The 22,682-nt window shown below is 41.9% G+C and carries 22 protein-coding genes and 1 CRISPR repeat array; of the genes, 17 read left to right on the top strand and 5 right to left on the bottom strand.

Annotation, left to right across the window (positions count from 1 at the left end; translation table 11 throughout):
• The first annotated feature begins 30 nt into the window (after nt 1-30).
• From H6G28_RS30130 to H6G28_RS30075, 12 genes are all read left to right on the top strand, one after another.
• A complete protein-coding gene (locus tag H6G28_RS30130; RefSeq protein WP_242054676.1) occupies nt 31-2,205 on the top strand; it encodes a TIGR03986 family type III CRISPR-associated RAMP protein in 2,175 nt (724 codons plus the stop codon).
• Nucleotides 2,206-2,352: 147 nt separating this feature from the next.
• The gene (locus H6G28_RS30125; protein WP_190676419.1) at nt 2,353-2,961 is read left to right on the top strand and encodes a DEAD/DEAH box helicase; all 609 of its coding nucleotides are present in this window, start codon (nt 2,353-2,355) and stop codon (nt 2,959-2,961) included.
• Between the two features lie 2 nt (nt 2,962-2,963).
• On the top strand, nt 2,964-5,006 hold the full coding sequence (cas3, locus tag H6G28_RS30120) for a CRISPR-associated helicase Cas3' (protein WP_190676417.1): 2,043 nt from the start codon (nt 2,964-2,966) through the stop codon (nt 5,004-5,006).
• An 82-nt stretch (nt 5,007-5,088) separates the two neighbouring features.
• Nucleotides 5,089-6,909 carry a hypothetical protein gene (locus tag H6G28_RS30115; RefSeq protein WP_190676415.1) on the top strand — a complete coding sequence of 607 codons (1,821 nt, stop codon included), beginning with the start codon at nt 5,089-5,091 and terminating at the stop codon, nt 6,907-6,909.
• On the top strand, nt 6,902-7,864 hold the full coding sequence (locus H6G28_RS30110) for a DevR family CRISPR-associated autoregulator (RefSeq protein ID WP_190676413.1): 963 nt from the start codon (nt 6,902-6,904) through the stop codon (nt 7,862-7,864). Before H6G28_RS30115 ends, H6G28_RS30110 begins: the two co-directional genes overlap by 8 nt.
• Nucleotides 7,845-8,603, top strand: a complete 759-nt coding sequence (locus H6G28_RS30105; protein ID WP_242049352.1) for a hypothetical protein — start codon at nt 7,845-7,847, stop codon at nt 8,601-8,603. The genes H6G28_RS30110 and H6G28_RS30105 overlap by 20 nt, the downstream gene beginning before the upstream one ends.
• Nucleotides 8,581-9,615, top strand: coding sequence for a CRISPR system precrRNA processing endoribonuclease RAMP protein Cas6 (cas6, locus tag H6G28_RS30100; protein ID WP_190676411.1), 1,035 nt, complete (start codon nt 8,581-8,583; stop codon nt 9,613-9,615). Before H6G28_RS30105 ends, cas6 begins: the two co-directional genes overlap by 23 nt.
• Before the next feature lies 1 nt (nt 9,616).
• On the top strand, nt 9,617-10,216 hold the full coding sequence (cas4, locus tag H6G28_RS30095) for a CRISPR-associated protein Cas4 (protein WP_190676409.1): 600 nt from the start codon (nt 9,617-9,619) through the stop codon (nt 10,214-10,216).
• A 54-nt stretch (nt 10,217-10,270) separates the two neighbouring features.
• Nucleotides 10,271-11,248, top strand: a complete 978-nt coding sequence (cas1d, locus tag H6G28_RS30090) for a type I-D CRISPR-associated endonuclease Cas1d (RefSeq protein ID WP_190676407.1) — start codon at nt 10,271-10,273, stop codon at nt 11,246-11,248.
• Nucleotides 11,245-11,538 (top strand): CRISPR-associated endonuclease Cas2, encoded by a 294-nt coding sequence (cas2, locus tag H6G28_RS30085; protein ID WP_190594912.1) that lies wholly within the window; start codon nt 11,245-11,247, stop codon nt 11,536-11,538. Before cas1d ends, cas2 begins: the two co-directional genes overlap by 4 nt.
• Nucleotides 11,539-11,762: 224 nt before the next feature.
• Nucleotides 11,763-14,452: direct repeats of the CRISPR family, unit length 37 nt; unit sequence GTTTCCAAACCTGATTACCCCGCAAGGGGACTGAAAC.
• 196 nt (nt 14,453-14,648) lie between these two features.
• On the top strand, nt 14,649-15,344 hold the full coding sequence (locus H6G28_RS30080) for a hypothetical protein (RefSeq protein ID WP_190676405.1): 696 nt from the start codon (nt 14,649-14,651) through the stop codon (nt 15,342-15,344).
• A gap of 139 nt (nt 15,345-15,483) precedes the next feature.
• Nucleotides 15,484-16,083 (top strand): Uma2 family endonuclease, encoded by a 600-nt coding sequence (locus tag H6G28_RS30075; protein ID WP_397330343.1) that lies wholly within the window; start codon nt 15,484-15,486, stop codon nt 16,081-16,083.
• 28 nt (nt 16,084-16,111) lie between these two features.
• On the opposite strand, the gene H6G28_RS37085 is transcribed toward H6G28_RS30075, so the two are convergent.
• The 3 genes from H6G28_RS37085 to H6G28_RS30060 all read right to left on the bottom strand — a co-directional run bounded on the left by H6G28_RS37085 (nt 16,112) and on the right by H6G28_RS30060 (nt 18,803).
• The gene (locus H6G28_RS37085; protein WP_242054675.1) at nt 16,112-17,164 is read right to left on the bottom strand and encodes a hypothetical protein; all 1,053 of its coding nucleotides are present in this window, start codon (nt 17,162-17,164) and stop codon (nt 16,112-16,114) included.
• Between the two features lie 20 nt (nt 17,165-17,184).
• Nucleotides 17,185-17,943: a DNA-damage-inducible protein gene (locus tag H6G28_RS37080; RefSeq protein ID WP_242054674.1), complete on the bottom strand. Its 759-nt coding sequence runs from the start codon at nt 17,941-17,943 to the stop codon at nt 17,185-17,187.
• A 98-nt stretch (nt 17,944-18,041) separates the two neighbouring features.
• Nucleotides 18,042-18,803, bottom strand: coding sequence for a hypothetical protein (locus tag H6G28_RS30060; RefSeq protein WP_190676402.1), 762 nt, complete (start codon nt 18,801-18,803; stop codon nt 18,042-18,044).
• A gap of 236 nt (nt 18,804-19,039) precedes the next feature.
• On the opposite strand from H6G28_RS30060, the gene H6G28_RS30055 reads away from it, so the two are divergent.
• On the top strand, nt 19,040-19,366 hold the full coding sequence (locus tag H6G28_RS30055; protein WP_242054673.1) for an XRE family transcriptional regulator: 327 nt from the start codon (nt 19,040-19,042) through the stop codon (nt 19,364-19,366).
• A gap of 343 nt (nt 19,367-19,709) precedes the next feature.
• Here H6G28_RS30055 and H6G28_RS30050 read toward each other — a convergent pair whose 3' ends face one another.
• Nucleotides 19,710-20,183 (bottom strand): GNAT family N-acetyltransferase, encoded by a 474-nt coding sequence (locus tag H6G28_RS30050; protein ID WP_190676400.1) that lies wholly within the window; start codon nt 20,181-20,183, stop codon nt 19,710-19,712.
• Nucleotides 20,184-20,404: 221 nt separating this feature from the next.
• On the opposite strand from H6G28_RS30050, the gene H6G28_RS30045 reads away from it, so the two are divergent.
• On the top strand, nt 20,405-20,827 hold the full coding sequence (locus H6G28_RS30045; protein WP_190676398.1) for a hypothetical protein: 423 nt from the start codon (nt 20,405-20,407) through the stop codon (nt 20,825-20,827).
• Nucleotides 20,827-21,081, top strand: a complete 255-nt coding sequence (locus tag H6G28_RS30040; protein WP_190676395.1) for a hypothetical protein — start codon at nt 20,827-20,829, stop codon at nt 21,079-21,081. The genes H6G28_RS30045 and H6G28_RS30040 overlap by 1 nt, the downstream gene beginning before the upstream one ends.
• 105 nt (nt 21,082-21,186) lie before the next feature.
• Here the strand turns inward: H6G28_RS30040 and H6G28_RS30035 are convergent, their stop codons facing one another.
• Complete coding sequence (locus H6G28_RS30035; protein WP_190676393.1) at nt 21,187-21,657, bottom strand: GNAT family N-acetyltransferase; 471 nt, start codon at nt 21,655-21,657, stop codon at nt 21,187-21,189.
• Between the two features lie 184 nt (nt 21,658-21,841).
• Between H6G28_RS30035 and H6G28_RS30030 the strand changes: the two genes are divergently transcribed.
• Both H6G28_RS30030 and H6G28_RS30025 read left to right on the top strand, forming a co-directional pair.
• Complete coding sequence (locus tag H6G28_RS30030) at nt 21,842-22,174, top strand: hypothetical protein (RefSeq protein WP_190676391.1); 333 nt, start codon at nt 21,842-21,844, stop codon at nt 22,172-22,174.
• Between the two features lie 140 nt (nt 22,175-22,314).
• Complete coding sequence (locus H6G28_RS30025) at nt 22,315-22,554, top strand: hypothetical protein (RefSeq protein ID WP_190676389.1); 240 nt, start codon at nt 22,315-22,317, stop codon at nt 22,552-22,554.
• Nucleotides 22,555-22,682: the final 128 nt, after the last annotated feature.

Genomic DNA, 22,682 nt, shown 5'->3' with positions numbered 1-22,682 from the left:
TTTCAGTATCCTTCAAAACAGTATCCCGTTTTGCCTGGTAGCAGTTTGCGTGGAATGGTGAGAACTCTAGTTGAAATTGTTAGCTTTGGCAAGATTGAAAGAGTCTCAGATGCTTCAAAATTTTTCTTCCGTGCAGTTGCTGCTGATAAGCAAGATCCTTTGGACGAACTATATAAAGATTTGCTGAAAAGTGTAAAAGCTGGTTATCTAGTCGAAACTCAAGAAGGTTGGTTTATTCGTCCAGTTTCCCAAACAGTTGCGGGAAATAATAATACATCATTTGTCTGGGTTAAAGAGGATAGAAGAGCAAAAAGAGCAGCTGGTGAACAAGATATCCGAACAATTGCTAATCAGTTCACTCCTAGATTTATTACTTTAAATCAAGCAGGTTATCTACCACAATATCAAGAGGTAAGCTTTGAAACTACCTATTCAAAGAATGGACGCACTTTTGCCAAGAATATTAGTGCCAATCCAAACACTTATCAATATAGAGGATGGCTTGTAACTAGCGGAAATATGAAGCAAGAGGGTGACAGCAGTAAATCTCCTCGGCAAAATCACGGCATTGTGCTAGCTGAAGACAAAACCGGAACTCAACTTTTAAAAATTGATGATGCTGCTATCAAGCATTACCGTGACGCACTTACAGATTTTCAAAAGCAGCAACCATTTGATAAAAATATGGGAGTTTTGGAAGCTGGCAGACCTATTTTTTACAGTGAAATGTTCTCATACTGTGAAATCAAGTCCAAACAGGTAGTTAGGTTATTTGGTCAAAGTCCTAACTTTCGTATTCCTTATTCTCCTAAAAATGATGGTAAAGCCGCATCAGCAGTTGATTTTATCCCTGAAGAAGTAGGTGAATCTGACAAAATTGACTTAGCTGATGCCATTTTTGGCTTTGTTAGGCGTAAAAACGAGAACAAAGAACAAGGTTCTGATAAAAATAAAAAAGAAAAACGGGAAAAATCTCGTGCTGGACGTATATTTTTCAGTGATGCTCAATATAAAAGTGAAGAAAATGGTATCTGGCTGACTGATGACACCATTACACCACAAATTCTGGCTACTCCTAAACCAACAACATTTCAGCACTACTTAGTCCAAAAAAGCCACGAAAAGAAAAGCCTGAAGCACTATGCTAGTCAACCCAATCAAGACACAGTAATTCGGGGACATAAACTATATTGGCATAAGGGAAATGTAGGCATAGACAGAATTAAAACCAAAGCAACTGAAGCTGAAATTAAAGATAAACAATCCCAGTACACGGAAATTAAGCCAATTCAATCAGGAGTTTCTTTTGAGTTCACCATTTATTTTGAGAATCTCAGTGATGTAGAACTGGGTGCACTTTTATGGGTGTTAACCCTATCAGTCGAAGATGTAGAGAAAGTCAAATTACTTGGCCTTGATAGCAAAGAAAAATATCGGCTTTCCCTTGGTATGGGAAAGCCATTAGGTATGGGTGCAGTAATGATTGAAAAATATGAACTTTCCCTTAATGAACGATATCGTAATGAACCTAAGCAGCGATACACACAGCTATTTGATGATAATAACTGGTTAAGTGGCGATCGCCCTGCTACTTATGATGAGCATAAAGAATTTATTCAGAAGTTTGAGGAATATGTAACTACGCACATTAGTGAAGCTGACTTTCCCCAAGATTATCCAGACAAACAAGATTATGAAAAATTGAAGCTAAAGGATGTACCACGTATCAAAATGTTACTAACTATGCTGAGATGGGATATTTTTCCACCTGTAAGTAGAACACGATACATGGAAATAGAACGAGACATAACAACAAATGACTACATCTGTCAGCCTGTTAAGGAAGATGATAAAACAGTTAATGAGTATAAATGCCGTCTGATACTGCCAACTCCATTTCAAGTAATGGATATGTCAGACAATCGAAGACATCAAACCCTAAATTTAGATAATTTAAAGCCATACTGCCAAAATGAAATTATAAAGTCTAAACCATCTCAAGAATTTCAAATTGGTCAAACTTTAGATGCGGAGGTTATCAAAATCATTGGGATTAAAGTCACTTATAAAATGTTAGTTGATATTAAGCGAACTACAGATGAACACAAAAAAGCTAAGTATTTACAGGAAGGACAAATGGTTAAAGTCCAAATTACTGCTTTAAAAGATAATGGACAAATTAAAAATATCAAATTATTGGATTGATTAGTTTCATTATTAGTGAATCATCTTTGTTATGTGCATAATAATTTTTTCGTCTGAACCTTCATCCTCCCGCCATAACCTTTCGGAAAACCCCTCTTCCAACCATGCGGTATGTTTAGAGACGAAATTTCTTACTCAGACTGATTCATGATAGATGAATACTTCCAAACCCTAACCACCTTCCCCCCGCGCAACTTTCAACGAGAAACTATTACTAAACTCCTCAACCACCAAAACATCCTTCTCCGCGCACCCACTGGTTCAGGGAAAACCGAAACAGCGATCGCACCTTTTCTTTTGGCTAAACATCTCAACCTTGATTTCCCCAATAAACTGATTTACGTTGTCCCCCTGCGAACCCTAGCCAACAGTCTGCGCCAACGTGCTGAAAATTTAGTTGACAACTGGGAAAAAGCTTATCCATCATCTCGTTCCCCTGTAATAACTCTGCAAACAGGAGAGAACCCAGAAGACCCGCGTTTTGAAGGTGATATCGTTTTTTGCACCATTGACCAGATGTTGAGCAGCTTCCTAAATATTCCCTACTCAGTTGGTCGTGGTTCTGCTAATGTGAACTCAGGAGCAATTTTCGCTTCATACTTAGTATTTGATGAATTACACCTGCTTGACCCAGACCGTTCTTTCGCTACTGTTCTTAAAGTTTTGCAACAGGTCAAAGGTATCGCACCATTTTTACTGATGACCGCCACACTCACAAATGAACTTGCAACCCAAATCAAAGACTTGATTGACTAGTCATGGAAATTATTCAAATTGAAGACGCAGACTTACAGGCGATAGAAGGTCATCGCTGCCGTACCTTCCAAGCTCTACCTCATCCGCTTAACGCCTCAGTCATCATAGACGATATTCAAGCTTACGGGCGTAAACGAGTGATAGTCATCTGTAACACAGTCTCTCAAGCTCAGGGATTATTCAGGGATTTAGAAGAACTCAACCACGGTGGCAGATTACACATTACGCTTCTACACTCTAGATTCTTACCAGAACACCGCGCCCAGAAAGAAACCGAACTCAAAACTATATTTGCTCAAGATTGGAAAGATGATGGCAATTGCTACGTTTTGATTTCTACGCAAGTAATTGAAGCGGGAATCAACATTACTTGCCAAGTCATGTACACTCAACTTTGCCCCATGAACTCGCTTCTACAACGGGCAGGACGATGCGCTCGATTTGCGAGTGAGCAAGGAGAAGTTTTTATTTATCCTACAGTTGAAGTTAATCCAGCTTCGACTGCCATAGCGATCGCGGATTTAGAAGAAGATGAATCTGACCCTAAAAAGCAAAGCTTTCTGCCTTATTCTAAAGAAACGTGCGAACTGACATGGCAAGTTTTAGAAGCACACACCCACTCAGCACAAGCCCACGAAAATGTTGGATTTCGGACTGAAGAAGCTTGGATTAATCAGGTTCACACCGCAGAAGATTTATTACAACAACAGCGCAGACAAAATAACCAAATGCAGTTTGAACAGCATTTTGAAGCTGCATATTTTAGAGGATGCCAATCTGCTGCCAGCGAGTTAATTCGCTCCGTAGATAATCGCAGCTTGTTTGTCTGGGAACAAACGCCAATGATTGACATTGAAGAAGAAACCATCGATCCTCGAAAACTACTAGCTTTTTCAGTACCGATCTCTACTCTTTGCAAAGCCTGGAGGGAATTTCAGAGTGCAGGTTTTGGAGCAAATTGGCTCTTCAAGCGAATTGAACCACCAAAAGATAAAACCGAAACCTACAGCCAACCTGTTTGTACTCCTATTACCTCCCGTGCGGCATTGGTTAGTAGTATCCAGATTTTGGTTAATCCCCGCTATCTCTACTATGACGAACACATAGGTTTACTGATTGGTATCAATGAGTTTGGGAATGGTTTTGCATCACCGCCAAAACCACAACGCTTCATCAAAAATGAGTACCGCTACCACATGGATACATATATTGGTCACTTGATCTATATGTGGACTTGTTGGCGAAAACCTTTTAAAACTAAACTTCTGAAAAATGGTGAAGCTGTTGATAAGGTTTATGGGAGCGTGCGAGATGAACTTTTAAAAGCAGGCGGACAATTAATTAAAAGCAAAATCTTTCCCCAAATCCAACAGCAACAAGCAGAAGCATTGTTTGAATTGCTGGTATTGTTAGCTATTTTCACCCACGACTTAGGTAAACTTCAAACCAAATGGCAGGAAGTAATGCGGGGATGGCAAGCGATCGCTCACTCTTCATTCCAAGCCAAAAACCCCAAAGCACACTTACTGGCACACACTGACTATAATCCCGAATGCCAGGAGCAAAAAGCTGCTCTCAAAGCCTACGAGAAAAAACATCAGCGTCCCAATCATGCTGTCGAAAGTGCATACTTGGCTCAAGATATTTTGAATCAATGCTTAGTGCCTTTATTACAGAATGATTTCTCTGCCAACAAAGAACAGATGCAATACATACGGCACACAGTCATACTAGCAGCAGGCCGCCATCACTCTGCTTGGGCTGGGGGATGGGAACAATCAGACTTAACTCGGATTAAAACCATACAGCTACACCCGCAAGCACAACAAGCGATCGCTCAAAGTTGGAAAACAATGCTGCGGTATCTACCCCCTACTTTATCCTTGCCACCAGCCACTCTCAGCAAAAATGTTTACCAAATCAAACAAAAATTCGATTTGAATCGATTTACTACTGACCAAATTGAGTATTTGCAACTTTATCTACTGGTGGTCAGAGCTTTAAGACTATGCGATCAGCATTCAGTACAACTACATAATACATAGCTTTGAAGCGATTGGAATACCCCTCTTCCAACGGGGTATAGAATCATATTCAGTTCACCACTCTCATCGGTCAAACGTCCAGATGATAGAGCATTTATTCGTTACTAAAAAATACGGGAATTATGCTGATACATTGCTTTTACTGGGTTTGGTGCAACTTGTCGAGTATGCCTTAAGACAAACAAATCAAAAAAGCGATGTTGGGCTGTTCGATGAAGGTACGCGCTACCGCATCCAATTAAAACAGGCTGTAAATCTAGAGGAGATCGCCAAGCTTGATTATACTAATCCTTTCCCACCAGTTAAAGGTCAAAAAACGGACATCAGCAAAATTCCTTCAGAAACAGACTTTTTTGACACAGTAAAGGAGAGCGAAAAACGGAAACTGTATAAAGACTACGTATTTCAGCAACGGGGTAAACCGCAATGGAATGAAGAAGCGCCAAAACCACCCCATCCTAGTACTCAAAATGGAGTAATTCTCACCTCCATGAGGCACGATCGCAATCATAACGAACTGTGGCACTTAGGATATCAACTTAAAGAAAACTACGGTGCTTTACTGGTTGCACTATTCCAAGCATTTAGTGAAGAGATTAACTCTCAACTGGATACAGAAACTAACCGTTGTCAGAAATTATTTACTCAAGCTACTAACTGTAAATTGCCAGAGGTAGCCAGTGCAGTCAAAATTTATCTACCAACATCAGTTCAAGGAGTTAACCGAGTTAAGGCAGATAGCAATAAAGTAGATTCTCAAAAAGCAGATTGGTTAAGTTTATGGTTGATTGCTGGGGGTTTATTTAGCTTTGGTGTCACTGAACGGATTAAAATTGCTGACCGTGTTTTTGACTGGCGAGTAGTTGTTCTAGAACCTCAAGATATCCGATTGAGTAAATACAAAGAAGTACTAGATCAACTGCGTAAGTATAATCCACCTTCTGGTGGGCATGGTATAGCTAGATTCGATGCGGAGTTGGTTTTGCGATTTTGTCAAGAACTCTTAAATAACCACGCTTCTCAAGCTGATGCAGAAGTTGATGAATTTGATATTTGGGAACCGATTAACCATTTTGTCAAGAGCTTTGTTGGAACTCATTTTGGTTCTAAAGGTCAAGTTTACGGAGTTAAAGAAGTCTTCAGTTTAGGGCTTCCTGCTTGGATTCGTCCAGAAAATTCTCAAGAATTAGCAGATTACCAAAGTGTTTTACAAGAGCATCTGTGGGTAATTAGCACTTTGTCAGCAGAGGATGGACACAGTGAACTATTAACTGCTTATCGAGACTTTATTACTGGCACAAGTTTGCGTCAATTTTTCCCTTTTCAAATTAGTTATGCAGATTATGTTATTAAACGGCTGGCAGATCCGAAAGCTAGACCGCCACGTTTATTTTCCGTTGCAGGGTTAAACACAATGACCAAAAAGGATACAGACTTTATCAAAATTACCCAAGACCCCAGTTTCTTACGCATAGCCAAAGCAATTAACCAAGCAACTGTATATGCAGGAAAAGTACAAACAAAAGAAGGATTAAAAGAACTGGAATGGCAGCGAACTTACGGTTTAGCACAACGTTTAAGTAGCCAATCTGGTTCAAAAAATGATTTCTTAAAGGAAATTACTGACTTTTTAGCAAAATACGAAGCTGAGAATTTACGCTTGTCTGAGCAATTACAAGGAAAAGGTAAATCTCTTAAACGAGTTTGGACAACCAAAGAAGACCTAGATCGCTTAGTGGAATTAGTTACAGAAAATGACACTGTACTAGTTGCCAACCTCTTAATTGCTTATGGCTATGCTCGTTGGACTAAACCTAAGAATGATGATTTAGAAACTGACACTGAACAAGATATTAACGACTTAGACGATACTGCAATTTCGGGAGAATCAAACGATGACTAAGACACAATTTACAGCTTACTCAATCTCTATTAGTGGTTCCTTGTCTTGGCAGCTTCATGCTTTGAATAATGAAGGAAACGAAGGTAATCAAACCCTAACTCGTCGTTATTACATTATTCAAAAAGGGATGAATGAACCAGATTCTGTCAATGGCGTTTCTGGGGATATGCTCAAGCACATTCAAGCAGAACATTTACATCGTGTTGCTATTCAAGACGAACTAGCATTATCCCAAGGTGGCAAGCAATTTCATCCTGATCGCATCGGTTATGACTTAGAAAAAGGATTGCCAATTTTTACAGATGCCGACACTGATTTAGCAGCTAAAACCCATCAAGTTATCCAACGCTGTAGCATGAGTGATTTAGAAGGATTCATGGTCACAGTCAAAGGCGGACAAACTCTCAAACGCGAGTCTGTAATTGAGTTTGGTGCAGTTGTTGGTTTACCAACTCTCGTCAAGACTCAAAGTTACTTTCATGCTAAGTACGGCACGGATAACCCAACGCCTTACAATGTGCAACTAAGTTCTGGGTTATATGCAACTGTCTTGAACATTGAAGCATTTCGCATTGGTTACAATCCCCATACTTTCAAATACAGCATTAATGCGACAGAACGTAAAAAACGTTTAGATGCTTTACTCAAAAGTGTTTTGTATACCTATCTTCAACCCAACGGAGCAAAACGCAATACTAACTTACCTCACCCTGACCATTTTGAAGGTGTGATTACTGTTAGTACCCGCCGTTGTCCTGCACCAATGATTAGTTCTTTAGAAGCAAGCTACAGCCATCAAATTCATAGCTTGGCTGATACGTTAAACAATATTAACGGTGCAGATACAATACTTTGCTTTGATTTCGATAATATTGCTCAGTTTGCCGCACAAATTCAAACCTTAATTGAGCAAGCACAACCTTGGGAGAGCGACCATGCCGAAGCGATTGAATAAGTCAAACACTCCTCAACCAGAATTGCCAGTAAATGCCAAGCAATGGCTAACTGTTACCTTTCAACCAGTTAGCCTCTTCTCCCTGAAGCGTTCGGATGCTACTAGTATGGCGGCTCGGTCTAACCTTGTGCCTACTCCTTATGCTATCAAAATGGCATTGTTAAAAGTTCTGCTGGAAAGTCAAGGAGAACAACATCAAAGAGACTTTGAGCAGTGGATGAAAAGCCAATTTGACTGGATTCGAGACTTAAGAATTTACGTTTGCCCACCTGAAAAACTAGTAGTGAATCGTAATGGTTACAAACTTCGTTATTACGACCAAACTGCCGATAAAGCCGATAAAACTCGTTCTACTTTACCAATGCAAGATGGTTTTGTTTTTCGGGAATGGGTTTATATGCAAGGTCATTTGCAAATCTGTTGCGGCCCCAGCGACCGCTTAACGCAGTTAGAGCAACTATTCTCTCTAATTAACTACTTTGGTAAGCGGGGTTGCTTTTTTCAATACCTGCCACAATACAACCAACAAACTCTTGAGCCGTTGTTTCAACACAATTCAACTTTTGGTTTTACAGTTCAGCCGATGGACGACTTGGGTGAGAAAACTACTTTTAATCGCATCAATCCCTATTCCACAGATAAAGCACAACCAGATAAAGACCGAGTAATCAAACCTGGATTTCTCCCCGTGCAACTTACATCTAGCAGCGCACGTTATGACATTTACCAAAGATATTGAAACTAATTTAACCGGGTTAAAGTTAGTTCTCAAACGCACACAAACAGTAACTAACCCCACACCATTAATCTCTTGGTTGCCCCAAACCCAACCTCAACCAGCCTGGATTGGGCTGAAGACTCATGCTGGTGTCTCTAAAATTATGCCTGTGATGCCGGATTTGAGTTTGTATCCGAAGCTGATGGAACTCATCTGTGGGCGTATAAGTCAAAGTAATTACGTCGAATGGCAGCAAGAAGCCTATGAAATGGTAGGAGTTGAAACCGATACTGATACTCTACATACGATTCAAATTTCTCTTGTTGCTGCTGCATCATTACCATCAACATTAGGAAGAGCTATTCATGCTCAATGCTTTCAATGGTTTGCTAATGCAAATCCTGCCTTAGCCCAACATTTACATCAGCAAGAAAGCGTACCCTTTACCTTGGGAATAAAATATTTTTCGTCAAAAAAAATACAGCTAAGAATTACTCTGCTTAAACAAGAACTCTTAGCACCCTTGCTTTGGGGAATACATAGCAATTTGGGAGGCGAAATAAATCTAGCAGGTGTTCCTTGCCGATTAAGCAAAGAGATAGACATTTCCCATGCTAGTAGTTTTGAGAAGTTAGTGCAAATTCCTGTTCAAAACACTATTAAACTACAATTTCTGTCTCCTACTAGTTTTAAGCAGAGTGGAGCAATACAGCCATTTCCATTACCAGATTTAGTTTTTAATGGACTACTGCGGCGTTGGAACCACTTTGCTCCACCCCAATTAAAGTTTCCCGAAATTAAATGGAATTGTTTAGTTTCAGCTTTTGAATTGAAAACCCATGCTTTTAAGTTAGAAGTTGGTGGAGAAATTGGAGCTGAAGGTTGGGTAAGGTACCGATTTAATGATAATGAACAAGCAAAAATTGCGACAGTTTTAGCTCATTTCGCCCATTTTGCTGGAGTAGGTCGGAAAACAACAATGGGAATGGGACAAACATCAATTCAAAATTCACAATTCAAAATTCAAAATTGATATGACTGAGGACTATTTGCCCCTGGCGTATCTTAACGCTTGGGAATATTGCCCACGCAGATTTTATTTAGAATATGTGCTGGGTGAAATGGAAGACAACGAACACATTATTTTGGGTCGCCACATACACCGCAATGTTAATGAAGAAACAACATTTCAAGAAGGCGGAATGCTAATTCATCAACAGCAATGGGTTTGGAGCGATCGCTTGAAAGTTGCCGGGATCATCGATGCTGTAGAAGAATGCGACGGACAACTTGTACCTGTGGAATATAAAAAAGGCAAGATGGCACAGCATCTTAATGACCATTTTCAACTTTGTGCGGCAGCTTTGTGTTTGGAAGAACGCACCGGGCGCAATATTGCTTATGGCGATATTTTTTATCATGCTAACCGCCGCAGACAGACAGTGGCATTTACCCCACAATTAAGACAAATGACTGAGCAGGCGATCGCTCTTGCTCAACTTGCTGCTAATAAGGCTATGCCTGCTCCGATTAGTCATCCTAAAAAATGCCTTTCATGCAGTCTCCAAGGAATTTGTCTACCTGTTGAAGTTAAACAATTACAAAACTTACAAGCTGCTGAAACTGATGGTTGAATCAGTGCAAGTTCATTAACAAATTTTATTCACTACTAATTACACACCTTTGATATGTCAGTTCTTTACGTTACCCAACCTGATGCTGTTTTGAGCAAGAACTATGAAGCTTTTAATATAGCTTTAAAGCAAGAAGATGGTTCTTGGAAAAAACAAAGTATTCCAGCACAAACTGTAGAGCAAGTAGTCCTTATGGGCAATCCTCAAGTTACAGGCGATGCTCTTGTTTATGCTTTAGAGCTAGGTATGCCCATTCATTACCTTTCTAACTTCGGTAAATATTTGGGGTCGGCACTCCCTGGTTACTCCCGTAACGGACAATTGCGACTGGCACAGTATCAACTTTATAACGATCCTGTGCAGCGTTTGGAATTAGTCAAAGCAATTGTGGCAGCTAAAATTCACAATCAATATCAAGTTTTATATCGGAATAATGAACGAAATAATCCTCTTAAAGAACGTAAAAGCCAAGTTAAAAATCAGAAAACTATAGACCAAGTAAGAGGAATTGAAGGTTTAGCTGCACGAGAATATTTTGCTTGTTGGCCAAGTATGGTTGGAAAACAGTGGACTTTTAATGGCAGAAATCGTCGTCCTCCTACCGATCCAGTGAATTCACTACTCAGTTTTGCTTATGGTTTATTGCGCGTTCAAGTAACAGCTGCGGTTCATGTTGCTGGGTTAGACCCATATATTGGATACTTACACGAAGTTCATCACGGTCAGCCATCAATGGTACTGGATTTAATGGAAGAATTTCGCGCCTTGATAGCTGATAATGTGGTATTGACAGTATTACATAAACGTGAAATACAACCACAAGATTTTTCTGAAAGTTTGGGTGCTTATCGTTTAAAAGAAGCTGCCCGAAAATCTTTTTTGCAAGCATTTGAGCGTAAGATGAATGACGAATTCAAACATCCTGTTTTTGAATACCGATGCACTTATCGTCGGGCAATCGAACTTCAAGCCCGCTTGCTCAGTCGGCATTTGCAAGAAGGTATTCCTTATAAAGCTCTTGCTTTGCGATGACTACCTTGTTCTATCTAATTATTTATGATCTGCCAGATAACAAAGCAGCTAACAAACGTCGCACTCGTTTACACAAATTGTTGTCTGGCTATGGTAAATGGACTCAATACAGTGTATTCGAGTGCTTCTTAACAAACGTTCAATTTGCTACACTACAGACCAAAATAGAAAAATTAGTCAAGCCAGAAGAAGATGCTGTACGAATATACGTGCTTGATGCAGGTGCAGTGAGAAGAACCATCACGTATGGTTCGGAAATTCCTCGACAAGAGCAAACAATCGTCTTATGATAGATGAAGGTATCGACTTGATGATTGTCGAGTCAAAGCGGGGTCAAAAACCCTGGAGACTCGTCAAAATCGCCAGAACCTTGACAAAATAATAGTTATAGCGTTTCATAAAATGGGAAAGCTGCAAATAATTTGCAATAAGAGAGGCTGAAAATGACCAAAATTTTCGACTCGTCAAATCGCTTCCCAGGAGGCTTGCCCTGTAATAGTTTCAGAACCGGGCGGTTTCCAAACCTGATTACCCCGCAAGGGGACTGAAACACCAATACACTTTCTCCAAGTGTTGCACCTTCGGTTAAGGTTTCCAAACCTGATTACCCCGCAAGGGGACTGAAACTGGTCTATTTTAGACCGCAACTCTACAGGGACTTGGTTTCCAAACCTGATTACCCCGCAAGGGGACTGAAACCAGCAAAAGATTCTGGGATATTCTGTAATAGAAAAGTTTCCAAACCTGATTACCCCGCAAGGGGACTGAAACGTTATTGTTAATTGAAGATGAGCGATCGCCCGATATACGAGTTTCCAAACCTGATTACCCCGCAAGGGGACTGAAACAACTTTTTCCATTCCACGATTAGCAGCAGACATAAAAGTTTCCAAACCTGATTACCCCGCAAGGGGACTGAAACTTTTACAGGGGATTTGGCTAGTATCTATAAAGATATTAAATGTTTCCAAACCTGATTACCCCGCAAGGGGACTGAAACCGTAATGGGTTAACTGAGATAGCAACCCACTGCTTAGTGTTTCCAAACCTGATTACCCCGCAAGGGGACTGAAACGTACCTACGCAGTTACTGCACTCAAAGTCTTTTGGTTTCCAAACCTGATTACCCCGCAAGGGGACTGAAACTATGAAAGTCCCACTCACCAGCACCAAGGCTTGAGTGTTTCCAAACCTGATTACCCCGCAAGGGGACTGAAACCGAACAGATGGCTTAACAACTGAAGATGATCCCAAGGTTTCCAAACCTGATTACCCCGCAAGGGGACTGAAACGAGTATTCCTGTGCTTCGCCAAGAACATTAGAAATAGGTTTCCAAACCTGATTACCCCGCAAGGGGACTGAAACAGCAACTCAAGTTCATCTAATCCTGTTACCTCTCCGTTTCCAAACCTGATTACCCCGCAAGGGGACTGAAACTTTCTTCTGTCGTCATCAAATCATCATCGTCAAGGTTTCCAAACCTGATTACCCCGCAAGGGGACTGAAACAACTAGCAAAAATACTATTGAATCTTCGCTTAGAGTTTCCAAACCTGATTACCCCGCAAGGGGACTGAAACAATTAACACTTAAAGAACAAATCAAAATATCTCAGGTTTCCAAACCTGATTACCCCGCAAGGGGACTGAAACAACTTAGTTTCGTTATCCGTAGCTTTGGCTTCTATTCTGTTTCCAAACCTGATTACCCCGCAAGGGGACTGAAACAAAAATTATTTATATCCATTACTTACAATCTCCCATTGCAGTTTCCAAACCTGATTACCCCGCAAGGGGACTGAAACAGACAGCTAAAATTCCTAGAACTTATGACAAGGCTATACAGGTTTCCAAACCTGATTACCCCGCAAGGGGACTGAAACCAAACTTACTGTGAGCGACTGGAAGTAGATTTGAGTGTTTCCAAACCTGATTACCCCGCAAGGGGACTGAAACATACTTTATCGTAGAAACAATCAATTACCGTATCAGTTTCCAAACCTGATTACCCCGCAAGGGGACTGAAACTTCCCCTCAATCCATGCACCACCATTCCAACCATAGTTTCCAAACCTGATTACCCCGCAAGGGGACTGAAACCTAAAAGAATTATTGAATACGCTTATTAATCCATCAAGTTTCCAAACCTGATTACCCCGCAAGGGGACTGAAACTTTTCTTCACCAATGCGTTGATTCTCAACTGCCACGTTTCCAAACCTGATTACCCCGCAAGGGGACTGAAACCCCTCATCCCGCGATCGGCACTGAGACAATGATTGTGTTTCCAAACCTGATTACCCCGCAAGGGGACTGAAACTTTTGAGCTTCGACAAGGAGGAAATTACTTACACCCAGGTTTCCAAACCTGATTACCCCGCAAGGGGACTGAAACAGAAGAAAAGACTTGAATATAAGTCTTATATCCATTTGTTTCCAAACCTGATTACCCCGCAAGGGGACTGAAACGACCACAGAACTAGAGGAAAAGAATAAAGAGATAGCGTTTCCAAACCTGATTACCCCGCAAGGGGACTGAAACGCTTTTATTTCATATCCATCATTTATAAATCTCCTAGTTTCCAAACCTGATTACCCCGCAAGGGGACTGAAACACCTCATCATTAACTAAAATACAGACATTATTAAAGTTTCCAAACCTGATTACCCCGCAAGGGGACTGAAACCAATACAAATCTATACAGGCATCTGTGCCTTTCCATTGAAGTTTCCAAACCTGATTACCCCGCAAGGGGACTGAAACTGATGTCTTCAAGAAGTGCAGTCAGGTGCGGCAATATTCTTGGTTTCCAAACCTGATTACCCCGCAAGGGGACTGAAACCTTCTGCTGGTGCGGCAATTGGTTCTGTTGTTCCTGTTTCCAAACCTGATTACCCCGCAAGGGGACTGAAACATTTGCATCCGTTTAATTACCTAACGCCTCAATCGTTTCCAAACCTGATTACCCCGCAAGGGGACTGAAACTTCACTAGATTGACGTGTCCATACATCAGCTTCAGGTTTCCAAACCTGATTACCCCGCAAGGGGACTGAAACCTGCTGGTTTATATGCAACATTAACGCTGGGCTTAGGTTTCCAAACCTGATTACCCCGCAAGGGGACTGAAACAGCTAAATGGTTCTCGGTTTTCATGATGAACCGTTTAGGTTTCCAAACCTCATTACCCCTCAAGGGGACTCAACTCAGTGATCGCCATCCCAGCCGTTAAGTAATCACACAGAATTATTTACACATACGTTTCTAGTCTATATAAGGGTTTCATGGCTTAAATTTGTGTAATTAATTTTGTTTAGCTACTTACCTCTGCTCATTAATAATTTTCCCCAAAGGGGGATGAAATCGCCTAAAATATTCAACATTCTTCGACTCAACCCATACGATGCCCAGAGCAGCCACAGCCCCCAAGCGCAAGCCTAGAGCTAAATCAACACCGAAAGACTCAGTTCCTACGTGGACAGATGAAACGGAACTGGTAGGCTTAGTGTTTGATTTAGAGGCAACAGCAACGGCTTCTCTCTACTCGCAATATACGATTGGACTCCACGCTTGGTTTCTCGACCAAGTGCGCCAAGTTGACCCAGAGTTATCAGCCTACCTGCACGATGGCGAGTCAGAAAAAGCCTTTACTATCTCCGCACTGGAAGGTCAACTGCTACCTAGTGGCAAGCAACTGAAACTAGTCGCCAACCAAATCTATCACTGGCATATCAATGCGCTATCTCAACGAGTGGCATTGTTTCTCAAGCAGTGGTTAATCAACTTACCAAAGATTATCGATTTGAGAGGCGCATCCCTAAATTCAGCTACAGCCGAGCAGTTGATTACTGATATGCTGGCTCAACGGATTGAAGAACTGACGGAAATATTCACTGAGCAGCGAAAACGCAGGGGGGGCGATCGTACCGATAGAATTGCTGTGACGTGGGCGACTGTACTAGCCCGTCGAGAATATGGGGATTCTTTGGGGGCGATCGCAACTGACTTGGAGATGAAACCGGAGACAGTGAAAACTTACGTCAAGCTGGCTCGAAAAGCTCTCAAGGGGACTGATGAGGGGGCTGTTGGGAATCCTTAGTAGTTGGCAGATTAGGGCTTGATGCAAAGCGAGGGGTTGCAGTAGCCTTCAGTGGGGAAGGATTACGAGTTTTGCCAATTTTTTATCCAGTTGCAGATAATAGTGTTAGAGCTAATTATTTTAAGAGGTCTTTCTAATTGTGGTCTTTGCTGAAACTAGCTCCTCAAATATGGTAACAACTCGCCTGACGCTAGACGAGTATCGGGTTATGGAACAAACCAGCCTAGAACGCCATGAATACCGCAATGGAGAAATTATTACTATGTCGGGAGGCTCGGAAGCCCACAGTGCGATTGCTAGTAACTTATTAATTTACTTGGGCTTTTTGCTTAGAGATACTGATTTTCGTTTGTATAACGGTGATTTGCGCGTTTGGATTGAGGAATATCAGTGTGGGACTTATACAGATTTGATGATTGTTCAAGGTTCCCCAGAATTCAACGATGAGCGCAATGATGAAATTGTTAATCCTTTACTCATAGTTGAAGTTCTTTCGCCCTCGACTGAAGCTTATGATCGGGGCGATAAGTTTAGAAAATATCGCTCACTTGAAAGCTTTTGTGAATATCTGCTGGTGAGCCAAACAGAACCCTACATCGAGCAGTATTATAACCAGGAGGGTAACAGCAACGATCGCTGGCTATGGCAAGTTCATTCTAGTCTTGAGCGATCTATCTTCCTGCACAGTTTAAACGTAGAAGTTCCGCTAACTGAAATTTATCGTCGAATTAATTTTTGAGAGTGGCTTGTTTCAATTGTTGCTGCTTTTATTCTTTCACCGGAAACCGCCGCATCATCTCGGCTAACTCAACAGCCTCCCCATCGACCGTATAAACCACGTTACCCGACATCGCCAACACAATCCGCTGCCGCCGCGCCCACTCAAACCAAGCACTAACATCTGCGGTAACGGTGTTTTTCCCCTTAGCCCCACTCTTACAGGAGTTGATAAACAGCCCAGTCGGATTATCACACCAACCTTCTGCGATCGCATCTTTGACCCTAGCGATCGCTCCCTGAACATTATCCCAATACTTCTTGACCACACCCAAGCAAGGCTGAGGATTGATCCGCAACCGCCTCAACTCGTTACAAACCTCCGCAATCTCTTGCTTAGGCACATTTAAATCAGCTTTAGCCGCCGCCCCGGAAAGTTCGTCCTCATGATGGTCTTCCTCGTTAGTTGAGTTATCCATTTCTTGTTCATCAACGGAGCGAGTGATTTGGGGTTGCTCTGGTTCTGTGGTTTGGCGAATTGGTTCTTGGTCGTAGTTAACAATTTTGGGTTGTTCTGGTTCTGAGGTGTAGTCAACAATCTCGATTTGCTCCCCTTCTTCGTCGTAGTCCAATATCTCGGTTTCTTCCATGTCACTTTTTCTTTCCTCAGCAGCAACGTGTTGTTGTGGCTTAGAAGCTTCAGGATGGTTTCTGTGGTGTTGTTCTACAGTGAATCTCGAACGTTCAGTTTTGCACCTGCGAGGTTCAAGCAGGTTATTCAGTACATCAAAGTTCAATTTATACTGCCAAGTTTTATCTTGCCCGTTACCAGGATTCTTCTGCTTCTCGATAATCCCCATCTCCTCAAGCAGAGCGATCGCCTTCCTAATGACGTGAAGACTATGCTCACCCATCAAATCAGCATAGATTTTCTTGAGTGGCTGGTAGACCCAAGAAGTGCGATGATTTTTGATCTTCCAGTTTGTCCAATGCCGGAAATACTCAATCAGCTTCGCTGCACAGAAGTTGCCCGTGATGTCGAGGTATTCTCGACGCAATATGACTAAGATTGAAAATCTCTCAGCAGGATTAACGCTACTCATTTGCTTATCTCCTGTATCTCCTAAAACGGCATATCCTTTTGTTCTTCAACGGATGCTTGCGACCAAAATTCCCTGAGCTTTTGGAGCTTCGCTGCCTGAAATTGCTGTTTCTCTTCGGGCGATACTTCCCCAACCAAACGCTCAACCTCAGCCCGTTGCCGTTCCTTCATCTGCTCAACGGTTGCAGCAGGAAGGGCTAACGGTTGATTTTCCTGGGATGGTCGAAAGTTGCGGCGGCGGTACAAAAAGCGGAAGTGTCGTTTATCCTGCGAAGGAAGCGATCGCCAAACTTCGGCATCCCAGCCGGGGGGCATGAAGTCGGCTGAGGGCGGTAACAAGTTTTGGATTTGGGCTTGGAGGTCTGCGAAATTTTGTTGTAATTCCTGGATTTGTTGTTGCAGATGAGGAATTAGCTTGACTGATTCTTTTGCAATGGTTTCGCATTGCAGAAAGTATTTGCGTATTTGTCTACCTTGTTCACTCTTAGACAGCATCCCCATTTCTTTAAAACATTCCAGTGTCAAATAAATTTTTTCGACTGGTCTACCTGCTTTTGAGTTTTCCACATCAATGTGGAAAATATCATGGGGTAAGGCTTGGGGCGATTCATCTGGAAGTTGTACGAAATAATCGAAGTTTTGTTCAAAGTATCCAGTCAGCATTCGCTTGGCACTATCTTTTCGGCTATATCCCAGCACTGACCAAGCCCAGTCAAAATCTATAATCTGGTTGCTATTGTGCAACTTTTGAGCCAGTTCAAACGTGAATTCTAGTGTCATAAAATTGCTATTGATAGTAATTAATAAATTTGAGAAGTATTAGCAGTTTTGGCTTTTTGGTATATCTGCCAGTACCATTCATTTTTGAAAAGCAGTGTTTATTCTGTGAGCGTTTCTTCCCAAGTCACACGAATATTTAATTTCAAGCAGCACTCTTGTACTAACTGTTGGAATTTTTCGTGAGTATCACCAAATAAATGCAATCGCTTTTGATGTGACGGGTAGTATAGGGCGTAGCACGTTACTTGACCTACTGCGTATTTCCAATCAGAGGCTTGTTTTATTTCTATAATTTCTGTAGAAGTTAATACGTCTATGTAACCAGTAGGTACTATTACATTCGTTTTTCCTTTCAATTCCTTCTCAAAACGCATTTGAATTTTACGTTCAGTGCCTTGAGTACCTTGTTTAAAAATACGTTTATGAGAATCTGCTCTTACTTTTAGGTTCTTGGTATTTTCAATTGTTGTGTTTAATGCCTCACTTACTGTTAAACCGTATGACAACAAAGCCTCAATTTGTGCAAATCTCATTCTGGCAATGTTTCTACCTTTGTATTTTCTAGCAGTACAAGCAAAATATTTAGTGATTGCTTTGCAAGCATCAAAACCGACTAATACTGTTCCATAACTGTCATTTAGTGAAGTTCGTAATTCTTTGCTGGCAAAGGGCTTCAAGCATTCTGCAAGTTCGTTCGTTTTGAAATCGGAATCACGAATTTTTTTGAGCAACTGAGTGATGGTGTGTTGTTCTGTCCCGCAAAAATTAGCTAGAGCCGTAATGGTCATTCCGCTAACCCCATCATTTTGACGGGTGCAAAATCCTAACTCGTCCTTGATTTGAAATGTGATCTCGTCCATAGTTCCTCCGAATTTTTGATGCACGGAACTGTCGCTGCATTGCAAGGATGCCGCCTGGGGTTTCTTAAGTTCTGTAATGAAAAGTTGTAGGCTAGTGATAATTACTCATCACCTGCTACTCTGAGCGATCAAACGGTACTTTTTTCTATATCGATCGAGTGGCGATCGCTTGTGCTTTGCCCTGATACTTATAGTTGCAGATAACTATTGAATTTGTCAACTAAATATTGCATAATATGGCAAGGCAAGAAAAAGAAGAAGAGGTTGTAATGCTACCACTAAGTGAGGTGGGGTCAATTAAATGGACAAAGGAGCGTGGGGAGAAAATGCGCTCGTTACGTGGTGAGATGCCATTGATGGCATTGTCTAAAAAGCTTGCCGAGAATGATGTTGAAATTTCTCGCCAGTATTTGCACAGAATGGAGACTTATTCAGATGTTAAGGGTGCTTCCCCTGAGCTTGTGGCAGGGTTGTGTAAGGTATTTAACTGTACATTAGCTGAATTGTTGTGTTTGAGAGAAACCAAAATTGTGCAATTAGGGGTTGACAATCGCAACTTTTAGTTGCACTATAGTAATCAAGGCAAAGGAATAGCAACTGCCGCCACCTGAACGGTAAAAGAGTTGCAGTCAAACAAATTGAGTTAACGTCCGAGTCCAAACATAGTCCTGAGACATGATCCTGGGGTATAGCACAAGGTCGCAAGACTGGGTAAAGGGGGAGCCTGGAGATGCAATCAACGGACATCAAGCCATAGACCACTTTCGCTAATCACGAGAAATGCGTAGACGCTCTGCGGTGAAGGGGCCAGAGTCTTGGCGGTTCCCGTCGAGTCTGAATCCCTGAACCCGGAGGGCTTGCCGTTAGGCATCGCAATTTTATGAGGGCTGCGATCGCACTTTTTGACTAAGAATCAATTTCTCGGAGCATTTCGATATTACTGAACCGAAAACCACAGGATGTAAACAACTTTCGGGCGTTTTCATTCTCGACTGCTGTATCTAATCGAATCTGCTTGATTCCCATTTGTTTAAAACGTTCTACACACAGCATGACCATCTGTCGAGCAATACCTTTTTGACGGTGTTCTGGCTCTACCCACAGATCGTAAATAAACGCATATTCCTGTAAACGGTAAATTGGTATTTCTTGCTCTATTGCTGAGATGAGAAATGCTACAAGTTGTCCGTTATCTTCTGCTACTAAAAATACGGTACGCTCGTTTTGCGCCATTCGCGTTAACCATTTTTCGTAACGCTGTTCTATATGTGCTACGAAACCATATTTGGCGTTATCCCAAGACTCGTGTAAAGCACAAATCTTGGCCACCATTGGTAGAACTGCGGGTACATCATCTGGTGTAGCAGAACGGATTAACATGAGCTTGTGCAGTGTACTGTACAGCGAAATCTATCAGAAATAGAGCAGATAAATAAAGTACCTTCAATTACAGCTTTGCTACATCTAAGGTGAGATTGAAGTGAAAAGATACAGTACTTTTTCTACCACAGGTAACAACAAAAGTGCGATTGCCCTCCCTTTGGTAAGCAATGGCATTTCTTACTTGTAATCAAGCTTCGCTAAATTTCGCTGAGTGCGTTGTGGATTCCTACAACGTTCTCGTTCAAAACAAAAGGCGATCGCCTGTCTTCCAAACAGTGCGATCGCTTTACCAATTATTTGAGATTACTATCATGCCACAGATTACAACAACACAACAACTGCGCTCAGTAAAAATCGACTTCTACAACTACGAGATTTACGACGGACAAAAGCTCATCGCCCGAATCACTTATGATCACAAAGACTTAACGCAACCTTGGGTAGTCGAGGTGAACAACCAAGAAGTATTCCGTCGTGCTTGGTGGCAGAAATCTTTTGACGATATTTCTTGGTACTACAAAAAAGGCTCTCTGCCAGTACAAAAAGAGGACAAGGAGCAGGGAGCGGGGAGCATGGGAGAGAATCTTTCCCCTCTGCGCCCTGCACGCCTGCCTCTTCTGCTACAACAGGGAACGAGGTGATGGCTAAAATTGCCGAAGCGTGTGAAGTTCTAGGTTACGAACTCCGAGACGACGGCATATATCACAACAGCAAGCGCCTGAAAGAAATCGTTTACAAAAACGGTACTTATTGCTACGTCCAGTCTTTACTGCCGCAGCCGGAAAGCCCTGGCGAGGCTTTGGATTTGCTGGATAAGCCGTTTGATCAAATAACTCCTGAAGAATGGCTGATGCTGGCGGAGTATGAGCCAGTACATGAGTTGGTTGCGGCGTAGTTAAGAAAAAGGGCGATTGTGTACTCTCCAAGCAATCGCCTCCGTTCCAGATTGTTATCAAGATTTTTAATCATGGCATAAATCAGAACACAAGGTGAATCTTGTTCAAAAATGGCTTACCAGTACAATGAATGGCTGTTGAGTGTTTTGTGCAAGAAACGATTGTACCCTGACAAACCCAGCTTTTTGCCAAGCTCGGAGCGCACGTTGATTGAATGCTGCGACTGTAACGCGTAAGAATTGGGGGTTGAAAGTTACACGAGCCAATTCCAGGACATCTGCAATATACGTCTGTCCGTTTCCCTGTCCTGTTAAGTCTGGTCGCACTCCTAAGCCGATGTCGAGTGCTTCTCTTTGATAATCGCCTCCTGGCACTTGGGCTTCTTTACCAAAGCAGCAAAAGGCAACCAGTTCATCATTGTCAAGAATGCTGTAGTAAGCGTTTTGAGGATCTACAAAATACTCAATCACCGTTGGGTCAGATGTGTTGTTATACATTTGGTACGGTGGCTCGTAATGCCAGTTTGTCAGTTTTTCGGCATTAGCCACATTCATCGGTTCAAAGTGGAAGCGCATTGACATACTCCCAATTGCTCACCCGGTCTGGACGCTAAAAGTAGACTTGAGCCTGACAACTGATGACTTTGGATGAAAACAACTTCCCCAAAGTCTAGTGTCAGTTGCAACATTGTTGGCTGAAAAATGGCGATTGCATAAACATCAAGCAATCGCCTCCAAACTGTAATCAAGATTTTCTATCATGCCACAAATAGAGACAAATGATTTAACCTGCTTGCCCGAAGGGCCAACGCATAAAATTCTGCTGCCCCCAACAGACCCAAACGCAGAGATATTATCCATCTCTGGCTACAAGTTGGTTTATTGCAATGGTTCGTGTCCCAGAGTTTATCGGGTATATAAAGGTGATTCAATGCTGGGTTTGGTATTCGAGCATCTCACGCACTGGTCAAACGCTGTAGACAACATTCGGCATCAGGAGCCGTTGAGTGCGGTACTCGCATTAGATGAGTTTATGCAAGCGGCTGGTGTCATCAGAAAGGCAAACGCGGAGCGTTTGGGGGCTGTGGCTTAGGGAAGGTTCAGATTTAATCACACCAAGCGATCGCAGTTGTAATTCAAGAATGATTGCCTACCACCAAGTCATTACAAATATGTTGTAACCAAGATTACAATTTGTAGATTTTTCCTGGAATTGTCCAAGGGGTATGAAATATGGAACCGAGTGAAATACTCAAGACATTTAATAGCTGCTACGTCCAGCTTCAAACGATGGCTGCGCCAACGTCAAAGACGAACGCTCAAGATGTCCAATGGCTGGCATTAGCAAATCGTGGTGATGTTGACCTAGAGATGAAAACTCACTTAGGTGATGTATTGCATTATCTGGGGGAAGCAATGGACTGTATCGAGCCATTTGTAGAAACTACTGCTGAATCTGAGGTGCAAATTTGAAATTCTACTTAAAAGATGTTTCGCTAAATCTCCCCCCGTGGGCAACAATCACATCACAAACTTCAGATTTGGTAGAGCTAGAAATCAACGAGCATCACCTTGATTTTCAATCGTTGTTCAATGAATTG

The sequence above is a fragment of the Nostoc sp. FACHB-190 genome, from assembly GCF_014696905.1.
Lineage (GTDB): Bacteria > Cyanobacteriota > Cyanobacteriia > Cyanobacteriales > Nostocaceae > Nostoc_B.
The sequence above is the reverse complement of the archived record's forward strand: the minus strand, read 5'-3'. Positions and strand labels throughout refer to the sequence as shown.

What these genes read in the sequence shown, in the direction of transcription:
- H6G28_RS30125 (WP_190676419.1), top strand. Translation starts at nt 2,353, where the DNA reads ATGATAGATGAATACTTCCAAACCCTAACCACCTTCCCCCCGCGCAAC.
- cas3 (WP_190676417.1), top strand. Translation starts at nt 2,964, where the DNA reads ATGGAAATTATTCAAATTGAAGACGCAGACTTACAGGCGATAGAAGGT.
- H6G28_RS30115 (WP_190676415.1), top strand. Translation starts at nt 5,089, where the DNA reads ATGATAGAGCATTTATTCGTTACTAAAAAATACGGGAATTATGCTGAT.
- H6G28_RS30110 (WP_190676413.1), top strand. Translation starts at nt 6,902, where the DNA reads ATGACTAAGACACAATTTACAGCTTACTCAATCTCTATTAGTGGTTCC.
- H6G28_RS30105 (WP_242049352.1), top strand. Translation starts at nt 7,845, where the DNA reads ATGCCGAAGCGATTGAATAAGTCAAACACTCCTCAACCAGAATTGCCA.
- cas6 (WP_190676411.1), top strand. Translation starts at nt 8,581, where the DNA reads ATGACATTTACCAAAGATATTGAAACTAATTTAACCGGGTTAAAGTTA.
- cas4 (WP_190676409.1), top strand. Translation starts at nt 9,617, where the DNA reads ATGACTGAGGACTATTTGCCCCTGGCGTATCTTAACGCTTGGGAATAT.
- cas1d (WP_190676407.1), top strand. Translation starts at nt 10,271, where the DNA reads ATGTCAGTTCTTTACGTTACCCAACCTGATGCTGTTTTGAGCAAGAAC.
- cas2 (WP_190594912.1), top strand. Translation starts at nt 11,245, where the DNA reads ATGACTACCTTGTTCTATCTAATTATTTATGATCTGCCAGATAACAAA.
- H6G28_RS30080 (WP_190676405.1), top strand. Translation starts at nt 14,649, where the DNA reads ATGCCCAGAGCAGCCACAGCCCCCAAGCGCAAGCCTAGAGCTAAATCA.
- H6G28_RS37085 (WP_242054675.1), bottom strand. Translation starts at nt 17,164, where the DNA reads ATGAGTAGCGTTAATCCTGCTGAGAGATTTTCAATCTTAGTCATATTG.
- H6G28_RS37080 (WP_242054674.1), bottom strand. Translation starts at nt 17,943, where the DNA reads ATGACACTAGAATTCACGTTTGAACTGGCTCAAAAGTTGCACAATAGC.
- H6G28_RS30060 (WP_190676402.1), bottom strand. Translation starts at nt 18,803, where the DNA reads ATGGACGAGATCACATTTCAAATCAAGGACGAGTTAGGATTTTGCACC.
- H6G28_RS30055 (WP_242054673.1), top strand. Translation starts at nt 19,040, where the DNA reads ATGGCAAGGCAAGAAAAAGAAGAAGAGGTTGTAATGCTACCACTAAGT.
- H6G28_RS30050 (WP_190676400.1), bottom strand. Translation starts at nt 20,183, where the DNA reads ATGTTAATCCGTTCTGCTACACCAGATGATGTACCCGCAGTTCTACCA.
- H6G28_RS30040 (WP_190676395.1), top strand. Translation starts at nt 20,827, where the DNA reads ATGGCTAAAATTGCCGAAGCGTGTGAAGTTCTAGGTTACGAACTCCGA.
- H6G28_RS30035 (WP_190676393.1), bottom strand. Translation starts at nt 21,657, where the DNA reads ATGCGCTTCCACTTTGAACCGATGAATGTGGCTAATGCCGAAAAACTG.
- H6G28_RS30030 (WP_190676391.1), top strand. Translation starts at nt 21,842, where the DNA reads ATGCCACAAATAGAGACAAATGATTTAACCTGCTTGCCCGAAGGGCCA.
- H6G28_RS30025 (WP_190676389.1), top strand. Translation starts at nt 22,315, where the DNA reads ATGGAACCGAGTGAAATACTCAAGACATTTAATAGCTGCTACGTCCAG.